The organism is Pseudomonas violetae, assembly GCF_023072615.1.
GTDB lineage: Bacteria > Pseudomonadota > Gammaproteobacteria > Pseudomonadales > Pseudomonadaceae > Aquipseudomonas > Aquipseudomonas violetae.
Window position 1 is genome coordinate 198,782 of the sequence record NZ_JAKNRW010000006.1, and the last position, 17,639, is coordinate 216,420.

Below are 17,639 nucleotides of genomic sequence, written 5' to 3' on the forward strand. Positions count from 1 at the left end.
TTGACGCGTCCATGGCGAAAAGTAAGCCAGGATAATAGTCGTGCTGGGTCGTAAACAGCCGACTATTTCCCGATTATCTTCACGGATGCAGCAACTTCTGGGCACGCTTGTCGGCGAGATGCTGGAACACCAGACGGCCGATCAGTACCAGCAAGGTCAGCGAGATCAGTAATACGGAGATGGCCGCCACACTCGGGTCAACGTTATCGCGCAAACCGCTCCAGATGAGTTTGGGCAGGGTATTGACGTCGACACTGGTGATGAACAGCGTCACCGCGACTTCTTCCCAGGACAGGGCGAACGCCAGCAGGGCGGTGGAGGCGATACCCAGTTTCAGGTTTGGCAGGATCACCATGAAGGTGGTTTGCATCAGGCTGGCGCCGAGGTTGCGCGAGGCCAGTTCGATACGTCGGTCAATTTGGCTAAGGGCGACCATCATGGTCACCACGCCGTAGGGCACCACCATGATCACGTGGGCAATCACTACCCCGGTCAGGGTGTCGTAGCCCATGCCCGGTGCAAAGCGCCCGAGTTTGGTTTCCATGAAATACAGCACCAGTGCCGAGATCACCGGCGGAATCGCCATGGGCAGCAGTACCAGGCCAATCAGCACAGTGGCCAAGCGCGAGCGCATGTACCAGATGCCGAGGCTGAAACTGGTGGCCAGCAAAGTGGCAATAATGCTGGTGGCGAAGGCGATGGTCAGGCTCTGGCTGATGGCGTGGAACCAGTCGGGATTGCTCACCAGCGCCTCGTAATGGCGCAGCGACCAGTTGCCTTGCGGCATCGACAGGAAGCGTTTGCTGGTGAAGGACACCGGAATGACTGTCAACAGCGGGAACAGCATGAAGGCCATGGCGATCACGGCTAGCAGCCGCGTACTCAGGCTTGTGCGATGGGTATTCATATTGACCTCAGCCGACCAGTCGATTCACGCGGGTGATTTTCAGCAACACCCAGATCAGCGCGCTGACCAGGGCCAGGAGCACCACACTCAGCGCAGCCCCCAGGCCCCAGTTACTGGTCTGGAACATTTGCAGGAACACGTATTCGGCGATCATCACGGTTTGCCCGCCGCCCAACAGCACCGGCGTAATGAAGAAGCCCAGGCAGAACACGAACACCATGATGAACGCCCCCAGCATGCCCGGCAGGGTTTGCGGCAGCAGCACTTGCCAGAACGTGCGCAAGGGACCTGCACCGAGGCCACGGGAGGCCATGAGGATGCGCTGGTCCAGTTGGCGCATGCTCGACAGCAATGGGAACACCGCATACGGAATCATCACGTGGAGCATGCCGATGACCACGCCTATTTCATTACGGCTCAACTGCAGCGGTTGATCGATCAGGCCCATGCCCATCAGGCCATTATTGAGCACGCCGTTGCTGCGCAGGGCGATCAGCCAACCAAAGGCGCGCACCAGCACCGAGATCCAGAAGGGAATGAAAATGCAGATCTCCACCACGCGCTGCCAGAACGGCGGGCTGAACACCCAGCAATAGGCCAGCAGATAGCCGATCAGCAGGGCCAGGCAACTGACGGTCATGCACAGGCGCAAGGTGCGCCAGAGCATGTCGTGGATCGCCGGGTCTGTGGCGATGCGCTGGTACTGCTCGATCCCTGGCGTCGGCAGCGAGAAGCTCCAGCCCACCACGCCCAGAAATGGCAGCACGTAGAAAATCAGCAGCAGCACCGGCAGCGGAAACAGCAGCAAGCCACGTTCCAGGCCCGGAGAACTGAACCGGGGCTTGGGCGGGGTCAACGTTGAGGTCATGGTACTCATGGTCGATGGCTCACTTGGACAGCCGCGTCAGGTAGGTTTCCAAGGTCTTTGAATAGTTATCGGCATACCACTGGGCGTTGAGGGCGATCTGTTTTTTCAGGTTCTCGGCAGACGCGCAGTTGGCTTCCAGTTGCTCGGCCGACATCAGTTTTTCGGTCGCGCTGTTGGACGGTCCATTACCGAGCAATTCGAACAGCTTGAGCTGGCCTTCGGGTTGCAGCGCGTGCTGGATGAACTGCATCGCTGGTTGCGTGCCGGCCGGGTTGCCTTGCAATACCGCCCAACTACTGGAGTTGATGAAGCCGTTGTCGAAGCTCCAGCGCACTCGGTCGTCGGTGTCTTCGGCGAGCAATTTGGCGCGCGTATGCCAGATCGCGCCCATCGACACTTCGCCGTCGACCATCAGTTGCTGGCTCTCGGCACCTGAACTCCAGAAGGACAATACGTGGGGCTTGATCTCGTCGATTTTGGCCAGCGCCCTGGCCACGTCCAGTGGGTACAGCTGATCAGCCTGCACTCCATCGGCCAGCAACGCCGCCTCGAGCATGCCGTTCATCCACTTGTACAGGGTGCGCTTGCCGGGAAATTTCTTCACATCCCAGAAATCGGCCCAGTTTTTCGGGCCATTATCGCCGAATTTTTCGCTGTCCCAGGCCATCACGTAGCTGAATTGATAGCTGGCGATGCCGTGGTCGGAGGCGAGCGCCGGGGCCACCAGGTCGCGCTTGATCACGTTATAGTCCAGCGGCTGCAGGATCTTTTCCTTGCCCAGGACGATGGCGCTGTAGCTCTCGACGTCGACCACGTCCCAGCTTGGCTGACCGCTGGCCAACTGAGACCTAATAGCGCCCTCGGTGGGACCGGCGCCGTCGATGCGCACCTGGATGCCGGTATTCTTGGTAAAGGTTTCGGTCCAGGCCGATCGGAACGCGTTCAGTGCGTCGCCGCCCCAGTTAACCACCACCAGCGGTTTGTCCGCCGACCAACTGATGCCGCTGCGCAAGGCCAGTGGCACAGCTGCCAGCAGGCCCATGGCCTGGATGAAGGTACGACGGTTGATCTGCCCGCCACGGGCTTTCTCGATCAGCACTTCAATACAGTCGCGTTGATGATCCTGGCTCATTGCAAGTCCTCAGTTGGCGGTGTCTGTGAAGACAGTGGCCTTTTTTGTCATTGGGAGGGAACTTCGTGACGCTTGGCAGTGCGGGCTTCAGGCCTGGAGCAGGAAGCTTTGTTGCACCGGCCAGCTCAGCCACACTGGCGCCCCGCTGGGCATCAGTGCACCCGGATGATTGCCGGGAACGGATAGATTGACCGGCGAAGCATCGCCACCGACCTTGAGCGCCAGGTGAATGCTGGAACCCTGGTAGACCTTGTCGGTGAGTTGCGCGGCCATCACGTTGTAACCGTCCCGGGTCGGGCACTCGTTGTGCAACTCCATGTGTTCGGGACGCACAGCCAGCACCGTAGGCTGGGCGGCGCTCAACGGGTTGGGGGCGAGGGCGTGCAACACGCTGCTGCCGCAACGGCCACTGGCGGTGGCGCCACTGCGGGTCAGGTCTGCCAGGGGGAAGAGGTTCATCTTGCCAAGGAATTCCGCAACGAAGCGGCTATCGGGGCGGTTGTAGATGTTTTCCGGGGTGTCGACCTGGGTCAGCTTGCCGTGATTGAAGATCGCGATGCGCGATGACAACGCCAGCGCTTCGCCCTGATCGTGAGTCACGAAGACAAAGCTGGTGCCGACCTGGCGATGGATACGTTGTAGCTCAGTCTGCAGTTGCTCGCGCAGATTCTTGTCCAGGGCTGACAGGGGTTCATCGAGCAGCAGCAATTCCGGCTCGAACACCAGCGCCCGGGCGATGGCCACCCGCTGTTGCTGGCCGCCCGACAGCTCGGACGGTTTCTTGTGCATGTGCGCGCCGAGTCCGACGACTTCCAGGATGTGCTTGACCCGGCGCAGGCGTTCTTCTCCGGCGACTTTGCGGATGCGCAATGGGTAGGCGACGTTGTCGGCCACGCTCATGTGCGGGAACAGCGCGTAACCCTGGAACACCATGCCGTAGTTCCGCTTTTCAGCAGAGCGCTTGATGATGTCCACACCTTGCTCCATCAGCTTGCCCGAGGTCGGGCTGAGGAAGCCGGCCAGGATCATCAGCAGGGTGGTCTTGCCGGAGCCTGACGGGCCCAGCAGGGTCAGGAATTCGCCTTGGCGAACATCCAGGTCGACGTTATCCAGCGCTGCGAAACGCCCGTAATACTGGCTGATACCTTGTGCGCTGAGCTGAACCGCTGAACGGCTGGACACGATGAAAGTTCCTCTTTTTTGTTGCCCCTAGGCGTGCGAGGACGGATGCAAATCCGGCAGGGGCTTTGGGCTCATTATTGTTAAAAATATCGCTACATCAATGGAATTATTTTGCCGGTATTGGTTAGTTTTATTACTCAGTTCATGCTTGGTGATTACCTTCAAGTCACCTGTAGGGCCGAGCAGGCTCGTTCCTAAGGCGGGTGTGGCGAATCTGGGTCAGAGGGTGTCCTGCCAGGTTTGATGGGACGACTGGAGCTGGGTCTTGACCCAGTTACTGAAGGCCTGCACCACCGCGCGCTCGGCCTTTTGCGGGTCGGCGGCGATGTAGTAGCCGCGGTGCAGGTCGATGGTGATGTCGAACGGGCGCACCAGCAGGCCCTTGGACAGCGCATCGCCACTGATCAGATTGTCGCCAATGGCGATGCCCTGACCGGCGATGCATGCTGACTGAGCGCAATGCGCATCGGAGAACAGGATCCCGCTCACCGCATTCACCCCGGAGGCGCCAGCAGCAGTCAGCCAGACTCGCCAGTCCGAATAGTCGGTCATGTGCAGTAGCGGGTAGCCGCTTAACTCCAGTGGGTTTTTCAGGCCGCTCAAGGAGTTGATCAGGCGTGGGCTGCACACGGGGAAGAAGCGCAGGGCGACGATTTCTTCCACCACCATTTCCGGCCAGTCACCTATGCCATAGGCGATGAACAGATCGGCGCTGGGGTTCGTGATGTCGTCCGGAGTCCTGGGGGAAATCAGCTGCAGTTGTACCTGCGGGTATTGGCGCAGGAAGGCGCCGATGTGGTGGCACAGCCAATAGGTGGCAAAGCCCGGTGCGCAACTGACGCACAGTCGCCCGGATATTTCCTGATCGTCGACCAGTTGCCCGGCATCCAGCAGGTTCAACAGAATTCCGTGCACTTGCCGGGCATAACGTTCGCCTTGATAGGTGAGGCCGATGCCGCGACCAATGCGCTCGGTCAAGGCGAAGCCGAGGCATTCTTCCAGCTTGCTGATCTGGTGGCTGATGGCGCTGCGGGTCAGATTCAGTTCACGGGCGGCCACCGACACGCTGCCGAGGCGGGCGACGGCGTCGAGGGCGCGAATGGCTGTCATCGATGGAAAACGCATAAATTACCCTGCTGAAATTGAAAGTGGGCACAAGCGCCCTTGCCCCCAGGACCGGCGCTCGGGTTGGTACTTATGGTGACTTAAATTGAACGGTCAGGCCAAAAAAAATCGATTGTTGTATCGCTTGGTTCAACAATACTAGCCCCATTCGTCATCGGGCCCAGTGGCCCTTACCAAAGAGGTGCTGCATGACCCGTTGTGCCGAAGCGCTCGTTCAGTTGCTGGAAGGTTATGGCGTTGAGACCGTTTTCGGCATTCCAGGCGTGCACACCGTCGAGCTGTACCGTGGCCTGGAAGGCAGTCGGCTCAAGCATGTGAGCCCGCGACATGAGCAGGGCGCCGGGTTCATGGCCGACGGTTATGCCCGCGCCAGTGGCAAGCCCGGGGTGTGTTTCATCATCACCGGACCAGGCATGACCAATATCCTCACCGCGATGGGCCAGGCCTATGCGGACTCGGTGCCGATGCTGGTGATTTCCACCTGCAACCGCCGCGAGCATTTGCGTTTGGGTCATGGGCACCTGCATGAACTGCCGGACCAGCGTGCGATGGTCGCCGGTGTTTGCGCTTTCAGCCATACCCTGCAGCACCCCGCTCAACTGCCAGAAGTGCTGGCCCGAGCCTTTGCGCTGTTTGGCTGCACCCGGCCACGCCCGGTGCATATTGAAATTCCGCTGGACGTGCTGGAAATGACCGCTGACGGTCTGGACCTGTGTCCACGTGCTTTGCCTGCGGCCCCGGCACCCGCCCCACTGGCGATCAAGGCCGCCGTCGAGCTGCTGAACAACGCGCAGCGGCCGTTGATTCTGGCCGGTGGCGGTGCCCGTGGCGCGGGTGCCTCCCTGACCCTGCTCGCCGATCGACTGCAGGCGCCGGTCGCGCTGACCACCAACGCCCGTGGCTTGTTGGTCCCAGAACATCCCTTGCTGCTCGACGGCGTTCAGTCTTCGGCGCATGGTCGCCAGCTGTTCGCCGAGGCGGACGTGGTGCTGGCGGTCGGCACCGAACTGGGGGAAACCGACTATGACTTCTTCAGCCTGGGTCCCTTGGTGTTCAAGGCACCGCTGATTCGCCTGGACATCGACCCACTGCAGGTGCTCGGTGCACAACCGGCCCAGGTCGGCTTGTTGGGTGATGCGGGCGAAGGCCTGCGCGCGTTGCTTGCGCACGTGACGCAACGCCCGGTTGGCCTGGCGTGGGCGGGGGAGCGAGTGGCGCAGGTCAATGCCCTGGAACACGCGAGCTGGAGCCCCAAGCAGAGCCGGCTGCAGGTGCTGCTCGATACCATTCGTGATCACCTGCCACAGCCACTGATCGTCGGTGATTCGACGCAACCGGTTTATCAAGGTGCGTTAGGTTACCGGGCCCCGTCCGCCGGCAGCTGGTTCAACGCCGGCACCGGCTACGGCACCCTGGGTTACGCCTTGCCGGCGGCCATCGGCGCCAAGCTTGCCCAACCTGCCCGCCCGGTCGTGGCGCTGGTGGGGGACGGTGGGCTGCAATTTTCCAGTGCCGAACTGATCGCCGCAAAGGAGGCAGGCGCTGGGGTCATCCTGCTGCTCTGGAACAATGGCAGCTATGCCGAAATCCGCGACTACATGAACGCAAAGGCCGTGCCGTTGGTGGGGGTCGACATTCTCACGCCGGACTTCGGCGCACTAGCGCGCAGCTGCCACGTCAGCCATCACCTGGTACGCGATCTAGCATGCCTGCGCGAGTTGCTGGGGCAGCTTGGCGACTGCGCTGAACCGGTCATGGTCGAGCTCGACGCTGCGGCGTTTCTCGCCGAATAAAACAACAAGAACTTCAGGCCTGGCAGCGCGAATCGGCGTGAGAGGCTTTCAATTGAACCGCACTTGAAAAGGTGGCTTACATGGCTGAGTCCGACAACTTTACCTCGACCCATTCTGCACAAGGGACATACGCCGATCTGATCCTCGGTAACGGTCGCATTTATACCCAGGATCCGGCAAACCCGTGGGCCGAGGCCGTGGCGATTCGCGACGGCAAGTTGATCGGAGTCGCCAGTCTTGGCGAGCTCGAAGCGTTCAAGGGCCCGAACACGCTGGTGCATGATCTGCAGGGCGCGTTCTGCATGCCCGGCCTGCATGACATGCACACCCACCCCGACCTGGCGCTGGCCCCGCGTTACAGCGACGATCTGGACGTGGGTATCGAGGATCCGACCCCGGAGCAACTGCGCGAAAGTATTCTGGCCTATGCCGACAGCCATCCTGGTGACGGCTGGATTTATGGGCAGTACTGGGTGCGCTACACCTTCCGCGAAGCCGGGCTGACCCCTGGCCGGGCGTGGCTCGACAGCGTGATGCCGGACCGTCCCGTGGCCCTGCTCGACCGTATGTGGGGCACCATGATGGTCAACTCGAAGGCGCTCGAACTGGCTGGCATCGACCGCCATACCGCCGACCCGCGCAACGGTTACCTGGAACGTGACGAATTGAGTGGCGAGCCGACCGGCCTGATGATCGACGGTGCTTACGCGATGATTCACGCCGCCATGCCGCCGACCCCGGTCAGTGTGCTGCGCCGCGCCTATCGAGACGGCGTGCATTTCCAGAGTTCGCGGGGGGTGACCGCGAGCAAATACGTACACGTCTGCGAGCAGCGCCTGCAAGCGTTGAAGGAACTCGACGACAGCGGTGAATTGACCGTGCGCATCGAAGCGGCAATCAGTTGGCAGGACGATATTTTTCCGGTCCGGCGACGCTGGGAACTGCTCAGCGGGGAACGTCATTACTATCGCAGCGCGCGACTCAGTGCCAACGCGGTGAAATTTCACTTTGACGGCACGGTAGAGCCAAAATCCTCGTACCTGCTGACGCCGTGGCCGCAAGAGAAAAGCTGGCGCGGCAAGCTCAACCTGACCCCGGAGCACATCACCGACATGGTGGTGGACATGGACAGCAAGGGCATTCGGGTGATCGCCCACTGCACCGGTGACGGCGCGTCCGACGTGTTCCTCGACGCAGTCGCTGAGGCTCGGCGACGCAATGGTTTCAGCGGAGTGCGGCACCAGTGTGCGCACAGCACCTTGCTGCACCCTGGCAACCTGCCGCGCTTCAAGGAGCTGAACGTCATTGCCGAGTTTTCCCCGGCAGCCTGGTACCCGACGCCGTTCGCCAGCGGTGCACGTTCCGGCTACGGGCAGGAACGACTCAAGCGCATCTACGATTTCAAGGGTGTGCTGGAGGCGGGCGGCACTGCCGTGATGGGCACTGACTGGCCAGTGGCATCCATCGACCCTTGGCTGGCCCTGGAAACGATGATCACCCGCCAGAATCCCTGGAACGACGACCCGGCCTGCTTCGGCGAGCCGATCACACTTGAACAGGCGCTGAACGTGGTGACCAGCAACGGCGCCGTGGCCATGGGCCTGGAACACAGCACCGGCAGCCTGCAGGTCGGCAAGTCGGCGGACCTGATTGTCATTGACCGTGACCTGTTCGCCGAACCGGCACGCAACTACATCCACCGCACTAACGTGTTGCTGACTTTTGTCGAGGGGCAGTTGGTCTACGACCGTCATTCGACGTTGGCCGCGGCAGGCCTCAAAGCGGTATGGCAAGGCGAACCACCGATGTTGGAGGGCAAGGCGTAATGGACGTCGCGCGTATTGCAGTCACCGTGGTCTCGGGCTTTCTCGGCGCGGGTAAAACCACCTTGCTCAACCGCATGGTGCGTCGTGCAGAAGGCAGTCGGCTGGCGGTGATCGTCAACGACTTCGGCGAGCTGAACATCGACGCGGCAATCGTTTCCGAAGTGACCGACGCGGTATACAGTCTGCAAAACGGCTGCATCTGCTGCACGGTCCAGGAAGACCTGCTGGCGCAACTGGCGAGCCTGGCGCAACTGCAACCGCGGCTGGAGCGCATTGTCATTGAATGCAGCGGGGTGTCCGATCCGCAGCGCATCGTGCAGACCCTGGCTTACCCTCAACTGCGCAGCCAGATGCAGCTGGACATGGTCATCACGGTGGTCGACGCCACCCGTCACCTGCAGCTGGAGGGTGAATATGCGCGGCTGGCCCGGGCCCAGGTTGCAGCGGCAGACCTGCTGCTGCTGAACAAAACCGATCTGGTCGACGCCACACAATTGCAGAACCTGCGCGACGCCTTGGGTGCCCGGGTCCGGGTGCACGAAAGTGTGCAGGCGCAGTTGCCGGATGCGCTGTGGCTGGATACGAACCTGGATCTGGAGTCACGGGCACTGAAGCCGCTGACGCGGGTGTCGGCGGACGATCACGGCGAAATGTTCAGCAGCTGGCTCTGGCAGGACTCCACCGGGCTGGATGTCCAACGTTTGCGCGGCTGGCTGCAAGCGCTGCCGGCTGATGTGTTTCGAGTGAAGGGGCTGGTAATGCTGGCCCAGGGCGGTAAGGCGCATTGGTTGCAACACGTCGGCACCCGCAGTCAGTTTCTGCCCGCCATTGATGAAGCACTGGCCAGCGAGTCGCGATTGGTGTTTATTGCTCGTCGAGGCTTCGACGGCTGGGACGCGCTGGGGCGAGGACTGGAGGCGTGCAAGGTGATGGAGAACGTGCGGACATGAACCCTATTGAACAACGTTTACGCGAGGAGTTGGCCGCCTGTTACCGACTGATCGCGCATTTTCGCATGAGCGACCTGATCTTTACCCATATCTCGGTGCGGCTGCCGGGGCCTGAGCATCATTTTCTGATCAATCCTTATGGCTTGATGTTTGATGAGATCACTGCGTCCAACCTGGTGAAGATCGACCTTGCGGGGCGCGCGGTTGAGGCCAGTCCTTATCCGGTGAACCCGGCGGGCTTTGTCATTCACAGCGCGATTCACGGCGCTCGGGAAGACGCCCAGTGCGTGCTGCATACCCATACCAAAGCCGGTTGCGCGGTCGCCGCGTTGAAGTGCGGGCTGTTGCCGGTGAACCAGATTTCCATGGAATTCTATGGTCGGGTGGCTTACCACGACTATGAAGGCGTGGCGCTGGACATGAGTGAGCAACAGCGTTTGGTGCAGGACCTGGGTGACAAGTCGGTGCTGATGCTGCGCAACCACGGTTTGCTGACCGTAGGTGAGACCGTGAGCCAGGCGTTCCTGCGCATGTATTACCTGGAAAAGGCCTGTGTAATTCAGCTGGCGGCGCAAGCGGCGGGCGAAGTGATCCTGCCACCGGCCCAGGTGTGTGCGCACACCGAGCGCCAGTTCAACGATCCTGGCCGACCGCTGGAAGAGGGTGAGCTGAATGATCCGGATGCCATGCAATTGGCTTGGGCTGCGTTGATTCGCATGCTGGATCGGGTAGCACCGGGGTATCGGGATTGATCTTGATGCATTTGTGAGCTGACTGGCGTTATCGCTGGCAAGTCAGCTCCCACAAAGACTTTGGTCGTTCACGAATACTGTGCGCCCCAAAGTCTCACTGCGGGAACCGGCTGCCAGCGATGGTCTGCAGCTCAAGATGGGCTGCCGGACCCACCGCAATCGCGATCAGGCACCACGGTCTGTCAGGCCTGCCCCGGCGTATTCAGATTCATCGACCGCACCGCCAATTGCGTCGCAACTTCCTCATCCACCGGCAACGAAAAGACTAACGTCGCCCCTTGCCCCGGCACATCCACCAAACGAATCTCCCGGCCATGCAGCTGCAGGATTCGCTGCACAATCCTCAATCCCAACCCCCCATCACGCCGCGCGCCGCCAATGTTGAAAGGCCGCAGAAACAACCCTTCACGCAGTTGCGCGGGAATGCCCGAGCCGCTGTCACTGACCGTGATCTCGACGAACCTGCCTTGCGGCACCAGGCAGATGCTGATGGTTCCGGCCACTGGCGTATGGCGCAGCGCGTTATCGAACAGGTTGGTCAGTACCCGCTCGATCAGCCCGAGGTCGGCAAACACCCCGGCCACCGTTGGGGCAAAGCTGGCCTTGAGTTGCACCTGGCGGGCTTCGGCAGTCAGTTCGAATTTCTGGAAAATATCCTGCACCAGGTCGGTCAGGGAAAACCGCTCCAGCACCGGCTGCACAAAACCATGCTCCAGCCGCACCAGTTCCAGCAGCGACTGCGCCAGACCGCCAACCTTGCGGCTTTGATCCAGGGCGATGCCCAGGTAACGACGGCGGTCGGCAACGGACAAGGTTGCGTCCTTGAGCGATAGGGTCTCCAGATAACCATGCAACGACGCCAAGGGAGTTCGCAGGTCATGGGAAATGTTTGCCACCAGTTCGCGTCGTTCCTGGTCCTGGCGAGTCAGCGAGCGCCATTGTTCGCCCAGGCGCCCCTGCATCTGACGGAAGGCAGCATCGAGTACGGCAATCTCGTCAGGGCTGGCGGCTTTTTCCACCGGAGCCGGCAACTTGGGTGTCTGCGGGATGCCATCGATATCGAACTGGCTGACGTTCTCAGTCAGGCGCCTCAAGGGCCGGGTGATCAGCGAGAAGGCCGTAAGGCCGGCGATCAGGCATAACAATGCCACCAGCCCGATCGACCACAAGGCCGTGTTCAACGCTGCGCTGGTAGCGCCTTGTTCGGCAAAACGGTCATGTTCCTCGCCGAGCAGCACCACATAAAGGTAGCCAACCGGTTTGCCGTCGACCTTCAACGGCGCTGCGCTGAATACCTTGCGCGCTTCGGCGCTGCGCGGGTCGTCGCCGAGTATCGGCAGGGCATTGCCTTTGAGCAGGCGCTGGATTGGCGCCAGATCCACCTGGTCGCGGCGAATCCGCCCCTCGGGCGCAGCGCTGCCGACAATCCGGCCCGCCGTATCCAGCAAGTACACCTCGACGCTGGGGTTCACCAGCATCAACTGGCTGAACAGGTTGCGCACTGCATCCGGCATCAGGCCCTGGGTGTTAATCAGCACCGTGTCATTGGCAATGTGTTGTGCCAAATTCCTCGACAACCCTTGCACCACCTCCTGCTCATGCAGCTGGTTGGAACGCACCTGCATCCACGCCGATGTGCCGCAGCACACGAGCAGGAGTAAGGCAAACACCAGCGACAGGCGTTGTGTCAGGGTCAGCTTCATGGCTGGTCCTCTTGCGCCGCAAATTTATAGCCACGGCCCCATACTGTGAGGATGCGCGCCGGCTGAGCCGGGTCGGCCTCGATCTTGGCCCGCAGGCGATTGATGTGGGTGTTGACCGTGTGCTCGTAACCCTCGTGGCTGTAGCCCCAGACCGCATTGAGCAGGTCCATGCGCGAGAACACCTTGCCGGGCTGGCGGACGAAGAAATACAGCAGGTCGAACTCCCTGGGCGTGAGGTCCAGGCGCCGACCCTCGAGGGCGACGTCGCGGGTGATCGGATCGATCGACAGGCCATCGAGGCTCAAACTGCCGGCGTCCATCTTCAGGTTGCGCGCCATCGCATCTACCCGGCGCAACAGCGCCTTGACCCGGGCCACCAGTTCGAGCATGGAAAAGGGCTTGGCCAGGTAGTCGTCGGCGCCCAGTTCCAGGCCCAGGATCCGGTGCATTTCGCTCGAGCGGGCGCTGGTGATGATGATCGGTGTATAGCGCGCCATGGCGCGGGCGCGGCGGCAGATTTCCAGGCCGTCCACCCCCGGCAGCATCAGGTCGAGGACCAGCGCGTCCCAGTTTCCCTGCTGCAGCATGCGCATGCCCTCGTCACCATCCGCGCAGTGCACCACCTCGAACTGCTCATCGCGAAGATGCAGGCAGATAAGGTCGGCGATATGCAGGTCGTCCTCGACCACGAGGACGCGTTTGGTCTGTTCCATCAAGCTCAATCCTTCAACGCAGTATGCGTAGTGTGCGGGTTTTTCCCCGGTCGAGTTATCACGATTTATTTAACTCTCCGTGAGGAATTGGCGATCAAACCAAGCCTAGGCTGTGTTCCATGAAAGGCACCCTGGATTTTTGGAGGCAAGCATGTTCTCACGACGGCAGTTTCTCGTAGCGAGCGGCGGGCTGGGGGTCGCAGTCCTGGCAGTCGGTGTATTGCCAAAATTTGCCGGTAACGTCGCATTGCTCGGCGAAGCCAATGCCGCGCAGGTCTTCGAAGTGACTCACACCGACAGTGAATGGCACGGCCTGCTGAGCGATGAGCAATTCGAAATCCTTCGTGAAGAGGGCACCGAGCGGGCATACAGTAGTGCTCTGAACGACGAGCATCGCACCGGTACGTTCGCCTGTGCCGGCTGTGACCTGGCGCTGTTTTCCTCGGCGACCAAATTCGACAGCCGCACCGGCTGGCCGAGCTTTTGGGCGCCGCTGGACAACGCGGTGGGGATTCGTCAGGACCGCTCATTCGGCATGTTGCGCGAAGAGGTTCACTGCCGAAGATGTGGTGGTCACCTGGGACATGTCTTCGATGACGGGCCCAAACCCACCGGTTTGCGTTATTGCATGAACGGCCTGGCGATGAAGTTCACGCCGGCTTGACCTTTTGTTTCGGGAGTAAGACCCATGAAAGTATCGTTTACCTGGCGTCGCACACTGCTGGGCCTGGCGGCTGCCGGCGCTATCGGTCAATGCTCGGCCTTCTCTTTCGGTGCCGAGGACGCAGTGGTCATCGCCCCTCCGGCCCTCGACGAAACCACCCAGGCGCGCAGTGAAACTGCCGTATTTGCTGGTGGCTGTTTCTGGGGCGTGCAGGGCGTGTTTCAGCACGTCAAGGGCGTGCAAAACGCGGTGTCGGGATATGCCGGCGGTACCGCCAATACAGCCCGCTACGAGCGGGTGAGCGACGGCGATACCGGGCATGCGGAGGCCGTCGAAGTCACGTTTGACCCCGCTCAGGTCAGCTACGGCACCCTGTTGCAAATCTACTTCTCGGTGGCCCACAACCCCACCGAACTCAATCGCCAGGGGCCGGACAGCGGTACTCAGTATCGTTCGGCGATTTTTACCCGCAGCGGCGAGCAGCAAAAAGTCGCCCAGGCGTACATCGCCCAACTCGACGCCGCGCGCTCGTTCAGCAAACCGATCGTGACCAAGCTGGAAAGCTACAACGGTTTCTACCCGGCAGAGGATGAGCATCAGGACTTTCTGACCGAGCACCCGACGTATCCGTACATCGTGATCAACGATCTGCCGAAAGTGGCGCAGTTGAAGCAGTTGTATCCGGATCGATACCAGGACAAACCGGTACTGGTTAAGGGTGGGTCGTAACCTGGGGCCTACACATCGGTCAGGCGCTTGCCCATTTCGAAAGCGCGCATTTCAAAACCGAGTTCTTCGTAGAGGCGCAGCGCCGGTTCATTGAAACCCCACACGGTCAGGCGCAAATCCGCCGCGCCCTGTTCCAGCGCCCAGGCTTGCGCCTGCGCCATCAGTTCCCGGCCAACGCCCTGGCCCCGGCCAGCCTGGTCGACACAGACCGAGCCGATGCGGCCGACCCGTTGCGGTTGCATCAGCGAGCCCTTGGATTCGGTCACTTGCACGGTGATGAATCCGATCACCGTGTCGGCCTGTTCGGCGAGGAACACCGCGTGATGTTCACTCTCCAGGCTTGGGCGCCAGAAGTCGCTGTCCCGGGCGAAATCCCCGGTCGAGGGCGCGTAGATGTCCGGCCGGTGCTGGTGGTGCAGGCTGTTGAGCTGCTGGCCCAGTCTGCAGATGGCCAGCAGATCCTGGGAGGTCGCTCGGCGGTAAAGGGTAAGGGAAGTCATTGGCTGTCCTTGGCGTGTTGATGAAGCGCGAGGCTCGATGCACCTGGTGAACATCTTCGCTCTCCTATTGATCAAGTCCCAACTCAGACTAGTGCATGCCGGCCTTTCTTCGCTACTACTTGCCCCACCGCTGCATGGCGAAATCAACGAAGTGGCGCAGCTTGGGCAGGCGATAGCGATCCTGGGCATAAATCAGGCTCATCGGCCGGCTCGGCAGTTGGTAGTCAGGCATCAGGGCGACGAGTTGTCCGCTCGCCAAATCCAGCCCCACCAGCGCGTCCGGCAGCATCACGATGCCCATACCGGTGCGAGCCGCCTGGTGCAGGGCCGCCGAGCTGTTGATCAGCAACGTACCGCTGACCGCCACCAGCACTTCGCCCTCCGGACCGCTCAGGCGCCAATGTTTCTCCACCGACTGCCAGTCGTCACCGGCCGGGTAGGCGAAGGCCAGGCAGTCATGTTGTTGCAGGTCTTCGGGTGTTTGCGGAGTGCCACGGCGTGCCAGGTAGCCTGGCGATGCGCACATGGTCAGGGTGTAGTCGATCAGCGGGCGGGCGATCACATTGCTCGGCTCGATAGCGCCTAGGCGAAATGCGACGTCCAGGCCATTTTCCAACAGGTCGGGGCGCCCGTTGGAGAGCATCACGTCCAGTTTAACCTGCGGGTAGCGCAGGGCGAATTCGCTGAGGGCCGGCGCGAGTTTTTCGGTGCCGAAGGTCAGCGGTGCGGTGATGCGCAACGTGCCGCTGGGCGTGTCCTGGCTTTGTTCGGCCAGGCGCTCGGAATCGGCCACCAGCCCCAGCACTTCCAGGCAGCGCTGATAGTAGGCGGTGCCGAACTCCGTCAGGCGCTGGCGGCGAGTGGTGCGATTGAGCAGGCGCACGCCCAGTCGTTGCTCCAGCGCGCGCAGGTGATTGCCGACCATGGTGGTGGACATTGCGCACTGTTGCGCGGCGGCGGTCATGCTGCCGGTCTCGACCACCCGCACGTAAACGGTCATTGCCTGGAACAGATCCATTATCAAGCTCAGCTTTAAAATGATTGAAGAATTGCAGTGTTTATCCAGCTCAGGTGGCTAACCATACTGCAAAAACACCGACAATTGATGGAGCTTGATGTCATGACTGCCGCCTGCCTGATGACCACCTACCAACCCCTGGCCCTGAGCTTCTGCAAAGGCCTGGGCACGCGCCTGTGGGATCAGGCCGGTCGCGAGTACTTGGACGCGGTGGCGGGTGTGGCAGTGACCAACGTCGGTCATTCCCACCCGAAAATTGTGGCGGCGATCAGCGAGCAGGCAGGACTGTTGCTGCATACGTCCAACCTGTACAGCATCGACTGGCAACAGCGCCTGGCCAGCAAGCTGACCCAATTGGCCGGCATGCAGCGTGCCTTCTTCAACAACTCCGGCGCCGAAGCCAACGAAACCGCGCTGAAGCTGGCGCGGCTGCACGGCTGGCGTAAAGGCATCGAGCAGCCGCTGGTGGTGGTCATGGAAAACGCCTTCCACGGGCGGACCCTGGGCACTTTGTCCGCCAGCGATGGCCCGGCGGTGCGGCTGGGGTTCAGCGAACTGCCGGGAGATTTCGTCAAAGTGCCGTTCGGCGACCTGAAGGCCCTCGACCGGGTGCAGCAACGGCACGGCCCGCGCATCGTGGCAATCCTGTTGGAGCCGATCCAGGGCGAAAGCGGCGTGCAACCGGCGCCCCCCGGCTACCTGAAAGCCGTGCGCGAACTGTGTAATCGGCACGCTTGGTTGATGATGCTCGACGAGATCCAGACCGGCATCGGCCGCACCGGCCAGTGGTTCGCGTTCCAGCACGAAGGTATCGTCCCGGATGTCATGACCCTGGCCAAGGGCCTGGGCAATGGCATCCCCATCGGCGCCTGCCTGGCCCGCGGCAAAGCCGCCGACCTGTTCACCCCCGGCAGCCACGGCAGCACCTTCGGCGGCAACCCGCTGGCCTGTCGTGTCGGTTGTACGGTACTGGAGATCATCGAAGAACAGGCACTGCTGAAAAACGCCGCACGGCAAGGCGATCGGCTGCTCACCAGGCTGCGGGCCGAACTGGCGGACAATCCCAACGTGCTGGCCATTCGTGGTCAGGGCCTGATGATCGGCATCGAACTCAAACAACCCATCCGCGATCTGACCCTGATCGCCGCACGGGATCACGGCTTGCTGATCAACGTAACCCGTGGCAAAACTATCCGCCTGCTGCCGCCGCTGACGATTGATGAGAGGGAGGTGGAGATGATTGTCAGGGGGATCTGCCGGGCCATCTGATCAATCAAACCAACCACTACCCCACAGGAGCTGCCGCAGGCTGCGGCAGCTCCTACAGGTCCACTGTCTGCGCAGACACAACGCCAAACCGCTCCCCAAGACTCTCCACCAACCGCACCAGATAACCATCCGGGTCCTGCAGCAGAAACTCCCGCTGGCCCACTTCAACCTGACCCGCGCGATACCAGGTGTCGGCACACGCACGAAACAGCGGCCATTCAACTTCAGCCAGCCGCCGCAGAATCGGTTCAACGGATTCAACTGTAATCTGGAAATTGATCCCCCGGCCAAAAGGCGCCTGCAGCGCATCACTGAGCCATTGCCCTTCGCCCGGATCGTACTGCTCAAGCATCAGTTGCGCGCCGTTCAGATCGAGGTAGGCAAACCCGACTTCCGGACGCTCGTAGGCAATCGTAATACCGACCAATACCGTCCAGAAATGCAGGCTTTTCCTGATGTCGCTGACCATCAGTTCAGGTACCAACTTGCTCCGTGTAAACATACATAT

17 protein-coding genes are annotated in these 17,639 nt (G+C 61.3%); 7 read left to right on the forward strand and 10 right to left on the reverse strand.

Annotated elements, in window-relative coordinates:
• Nucleotides 1–79: 79 nt before the first annotated feature.
• The 5 genes from L9059_RS11170 to L9059_RS11190 all read right to left on the reverse strand — a co-directional run bounded on the left by L9059_RS11170 (nucleotide 80) and on the right by L9059_RS11190 (nucleotide 5,214).
• Complete coding sequence (locus tag L9059_RS11170; RefSeq protein ID WP_247290838.1) at nucleotides 80–907, reverse strand: ABC transporter permease; 828 nt, start codon at nucleotides 905–907, stop codon at nucleotides 80–82.
• A 7-nt stretch (nucleotides 908–914) separates the two neighbouring features.
• Complete coding sequence (locus L9059_RS11175; protein ID WP_247290840.1) at nucleotides 915–1,784, reverse strand: ABC transporter permease; 870 nt, start codon at nucleotides 1,782–1,784, stop codon at nucleotides 915–917.
• A gap of 10 nt (nucleotides 1,785–1,794) precedes the next feature.
• Nucleotides 1,795–2,907, reverse strand: coding sequence for an ABC transporter substrate-binding protein (locus L9059_RS11180; RefSeq protein ID WP_247290842.1), 1,113 nt, complete (start codon nucleotides 2,905–2,907; stop codon nucleotides 1,795–1,797).
• Between the two features lie 87 nt (nucleotides 2,908–2,994).
• Nucleotides 2,995–4,089: an ABC transporter ATP-binding protein gene (locus tag L9059_RS11185; RefSeq protein WP_247290844.1), complete on the reverse strand. Its 1,095-nt coding sequence runs from the start codon at nucleotides 4,087–4,089 to the stop codon at nucleotides 2,995–2,997.
• A gap of 219 nt (nucleotides 4,090–4,308) precedes the next feature.
• Complete coding sequence (locus L9059_RS11190) at nucleotides 4,309–5,214, reverse strand: LysR substrate-binding domain-containing protein (RefSeq protein ID WP_247290846.1); 906 nt, start codon at nucleotides 5,212–5,214, stop codon at nucleotides 4,309–4,311.
• Nucleotides 5,215–5,402: 188 nt separating this feature from the next.
• Here L9059_RS11190 and L9059_RS11195 point away from each other — a divergent pair, with 188 nt between their 5' ends.
• The 4 genes from L9059_RS11195 (at nucleotide 5,403) to L9059_RS11210 (ending at nucleotide 10,535) form a co-directional block, all read left to right on the forward strand.
• The gene (locus L9059_RS11195; protein WP_247290848.1) at nucleotides 5,403–7,007 is read left to right on the forward strand and encodes a 5-guanidino-2-oxopentanoate decarboxylase; all 1,605 of its coding nucleotides are present in this window, start codon (nucleotides 5,403–5,405) and stop codon (nucleotides 7,005–7,007) included.
• Nucleotides 7,008–7,087: 80 nt separating this feature from the next.
• Nucleotides 7,088–8,833, forward strand: coding sequence for an amidohydrolase (locus L9059_RS11200; RefSeq protein WP_247290850.1), 1,746 nt, complete (start codon nucleotides 7,088–7,090; stop codon nucleotides 8,831–8,833).
• Nucleotides 8,833–9,783: a CobW family GTP-binding protein gene (locus L9059_RS11205; protein WP_247290852.1), complete on the forward strand. Its 951-nt coding sequence runs from the start codon at nucleotides 8,833–8,835 to the stop codon at nucleotides 9,781–9,783. Before L9059_RS11200 ends, L9059_RS11205 begins: the two co-directional genes overlap by 1 nt.
• Nucleotides 9,780–10,535 (forward strand): class II aldolase/adducin family protein, encoded by a 756-nt coding sequence (locus L9059_RS11210; RefSeq protein ID WP_247290853.1) that lies wholly within the window; start codon nucleotides 9,780–9,782, stop codon nucleotides 10,533–10,535. Before L9059_RS11205 ends, L9059_RS11210 begins: the two co-directional genes overlap by 4 nt.
• Before the next feature lie 182 nt (nucleotides 10,536–10,717).
• On the opposite strand, the gene L9059_RS11215 is transcribed toward L9059_RS11210, so the two are convergent.
• Complete coding sequence (locus L9059_RS11215) at nucleotides 10,718–12,238, reverse strand: sensor histidine kinase (protein ID WP_247290854.1); 1,521 nt, start codon at nucleotides 12,236–12,238, stop codon at nucleotides 10,718–10,720.
• Nucleotides 12,235–12,951: a response regulator transcription factor gene (locus tag L9059_RS11220; RefSeq protein WP_247290855.1), complete on the reverse strand. Its 717-nt coding sequence runs from the start codon at nucleotides 12,949–12,951 to the stop codon at nucleotides 12,235–12,237. Before L9059_RS11220 ends, L9059_RS11215 begins: the two co-directional genes overlap by 4 nt.
• A gap of 151 nt (nucleotides 12,952–13,102) precedes the next feature.
• Between L9059_RS11220 and msrB the strand changes: the two genes are divergently transcribed.
• Together msrB and msrA are read left to right on the forward strand one after the other, a co-directional pair.
• A complete protein-coding gene (gene msrB / locus L9059_RS11225; protein WP_247290856.1) occupies nucleotides 13,103–13,615 on the forward strand; it encodes a peptide-methionine (R)-S-oxide reductase MsrB in 513 nt (170 codons plus the stop codon).
• Nucleotides 13,616–13,639: 24 nt separating this feature from the next.
• Nucleotides 13,640–14,344: a peptide-methionine (S)-S-oxide reductase MsrA gene (gene msrA / locus L9059_RS11230; protein ID WP_247290857.1), complete on the forward strand. Its 705-nt coding sequence runs from the start codon at nucleotides 13,640–13,642 to the stop codon at nucleotides 14,342–14,344.
• A gap of 8 nt (nucleotides 14,345–14,352) precedes the next feature.
• On the opposite strand, the gene L9059_RS11235 is transcribed toward msrA, so the two are convergent.
• Both L9059_RS11235 and L9059_RS11240 read right to left on the reverse strand, forming a co-directional pair.
• On the reverse strand, nucleotides 14,353–14,844 hold the full coding sequence (locus L9059_RS11235) for a GNAT family N-acetyltransferase (protein WP_247290858.1): 492 nt from the start codon (nucleotides 14,842–14,844) through the stop codon (nucleotides 14,353–14,355).
• A 115-nt stretch (nucleotides 14,845–14,959) separates the two neighbouring features.
• Nucleotides 14,960–15,862: a LysR family transcriptional regulator gene (locus L9059_RS11240; RefSeq protein ID WP_247290860.1), complete on the reverse strand. Its 903-nt coding sequence runs from the start codon at nucleotides 15,860–15,862 to the stop codon at nucleotides 14,960–14,962.
• A 102-nt stretch (nucleotides 15,863–15,964) separates the two neighbouring features.
• Between L9059_RS11240 and L9059_RS11245 the strand changes: the two genes are divergently transcribed.
• Entirely contained in the window at nucleotides 15,965–17,131 is a 1,167-nt protein-coding gene (locus tag L9059_RS11245; protein WP_247290862.1) for an aspartate aminotransferase family protein, read from the forward strand.
• Nucleotides 17,132–17,183: 52 nt separating this feature from the next.
• On the opposite strand, the gene L9059_RS11250 is transcribed toward L9059_RS11245, so the two are convergent.
• Nucleotides 17,184–17,633 carry a bleomycin resistance protein gene (locus L9059_RS11250; protein ID WP_247290865.1) on the reverse strand — a complete coding sequence of 150 codons (450 nt, stop codon included), beginning with the start codon at nucleotides 17,631–17,633 and terminating at the stop codon, nucleotides 17,184–17,186.
• Between the last annotated feature and the right edge of the window lie 6 nt (nucleotides 17,634–17,639).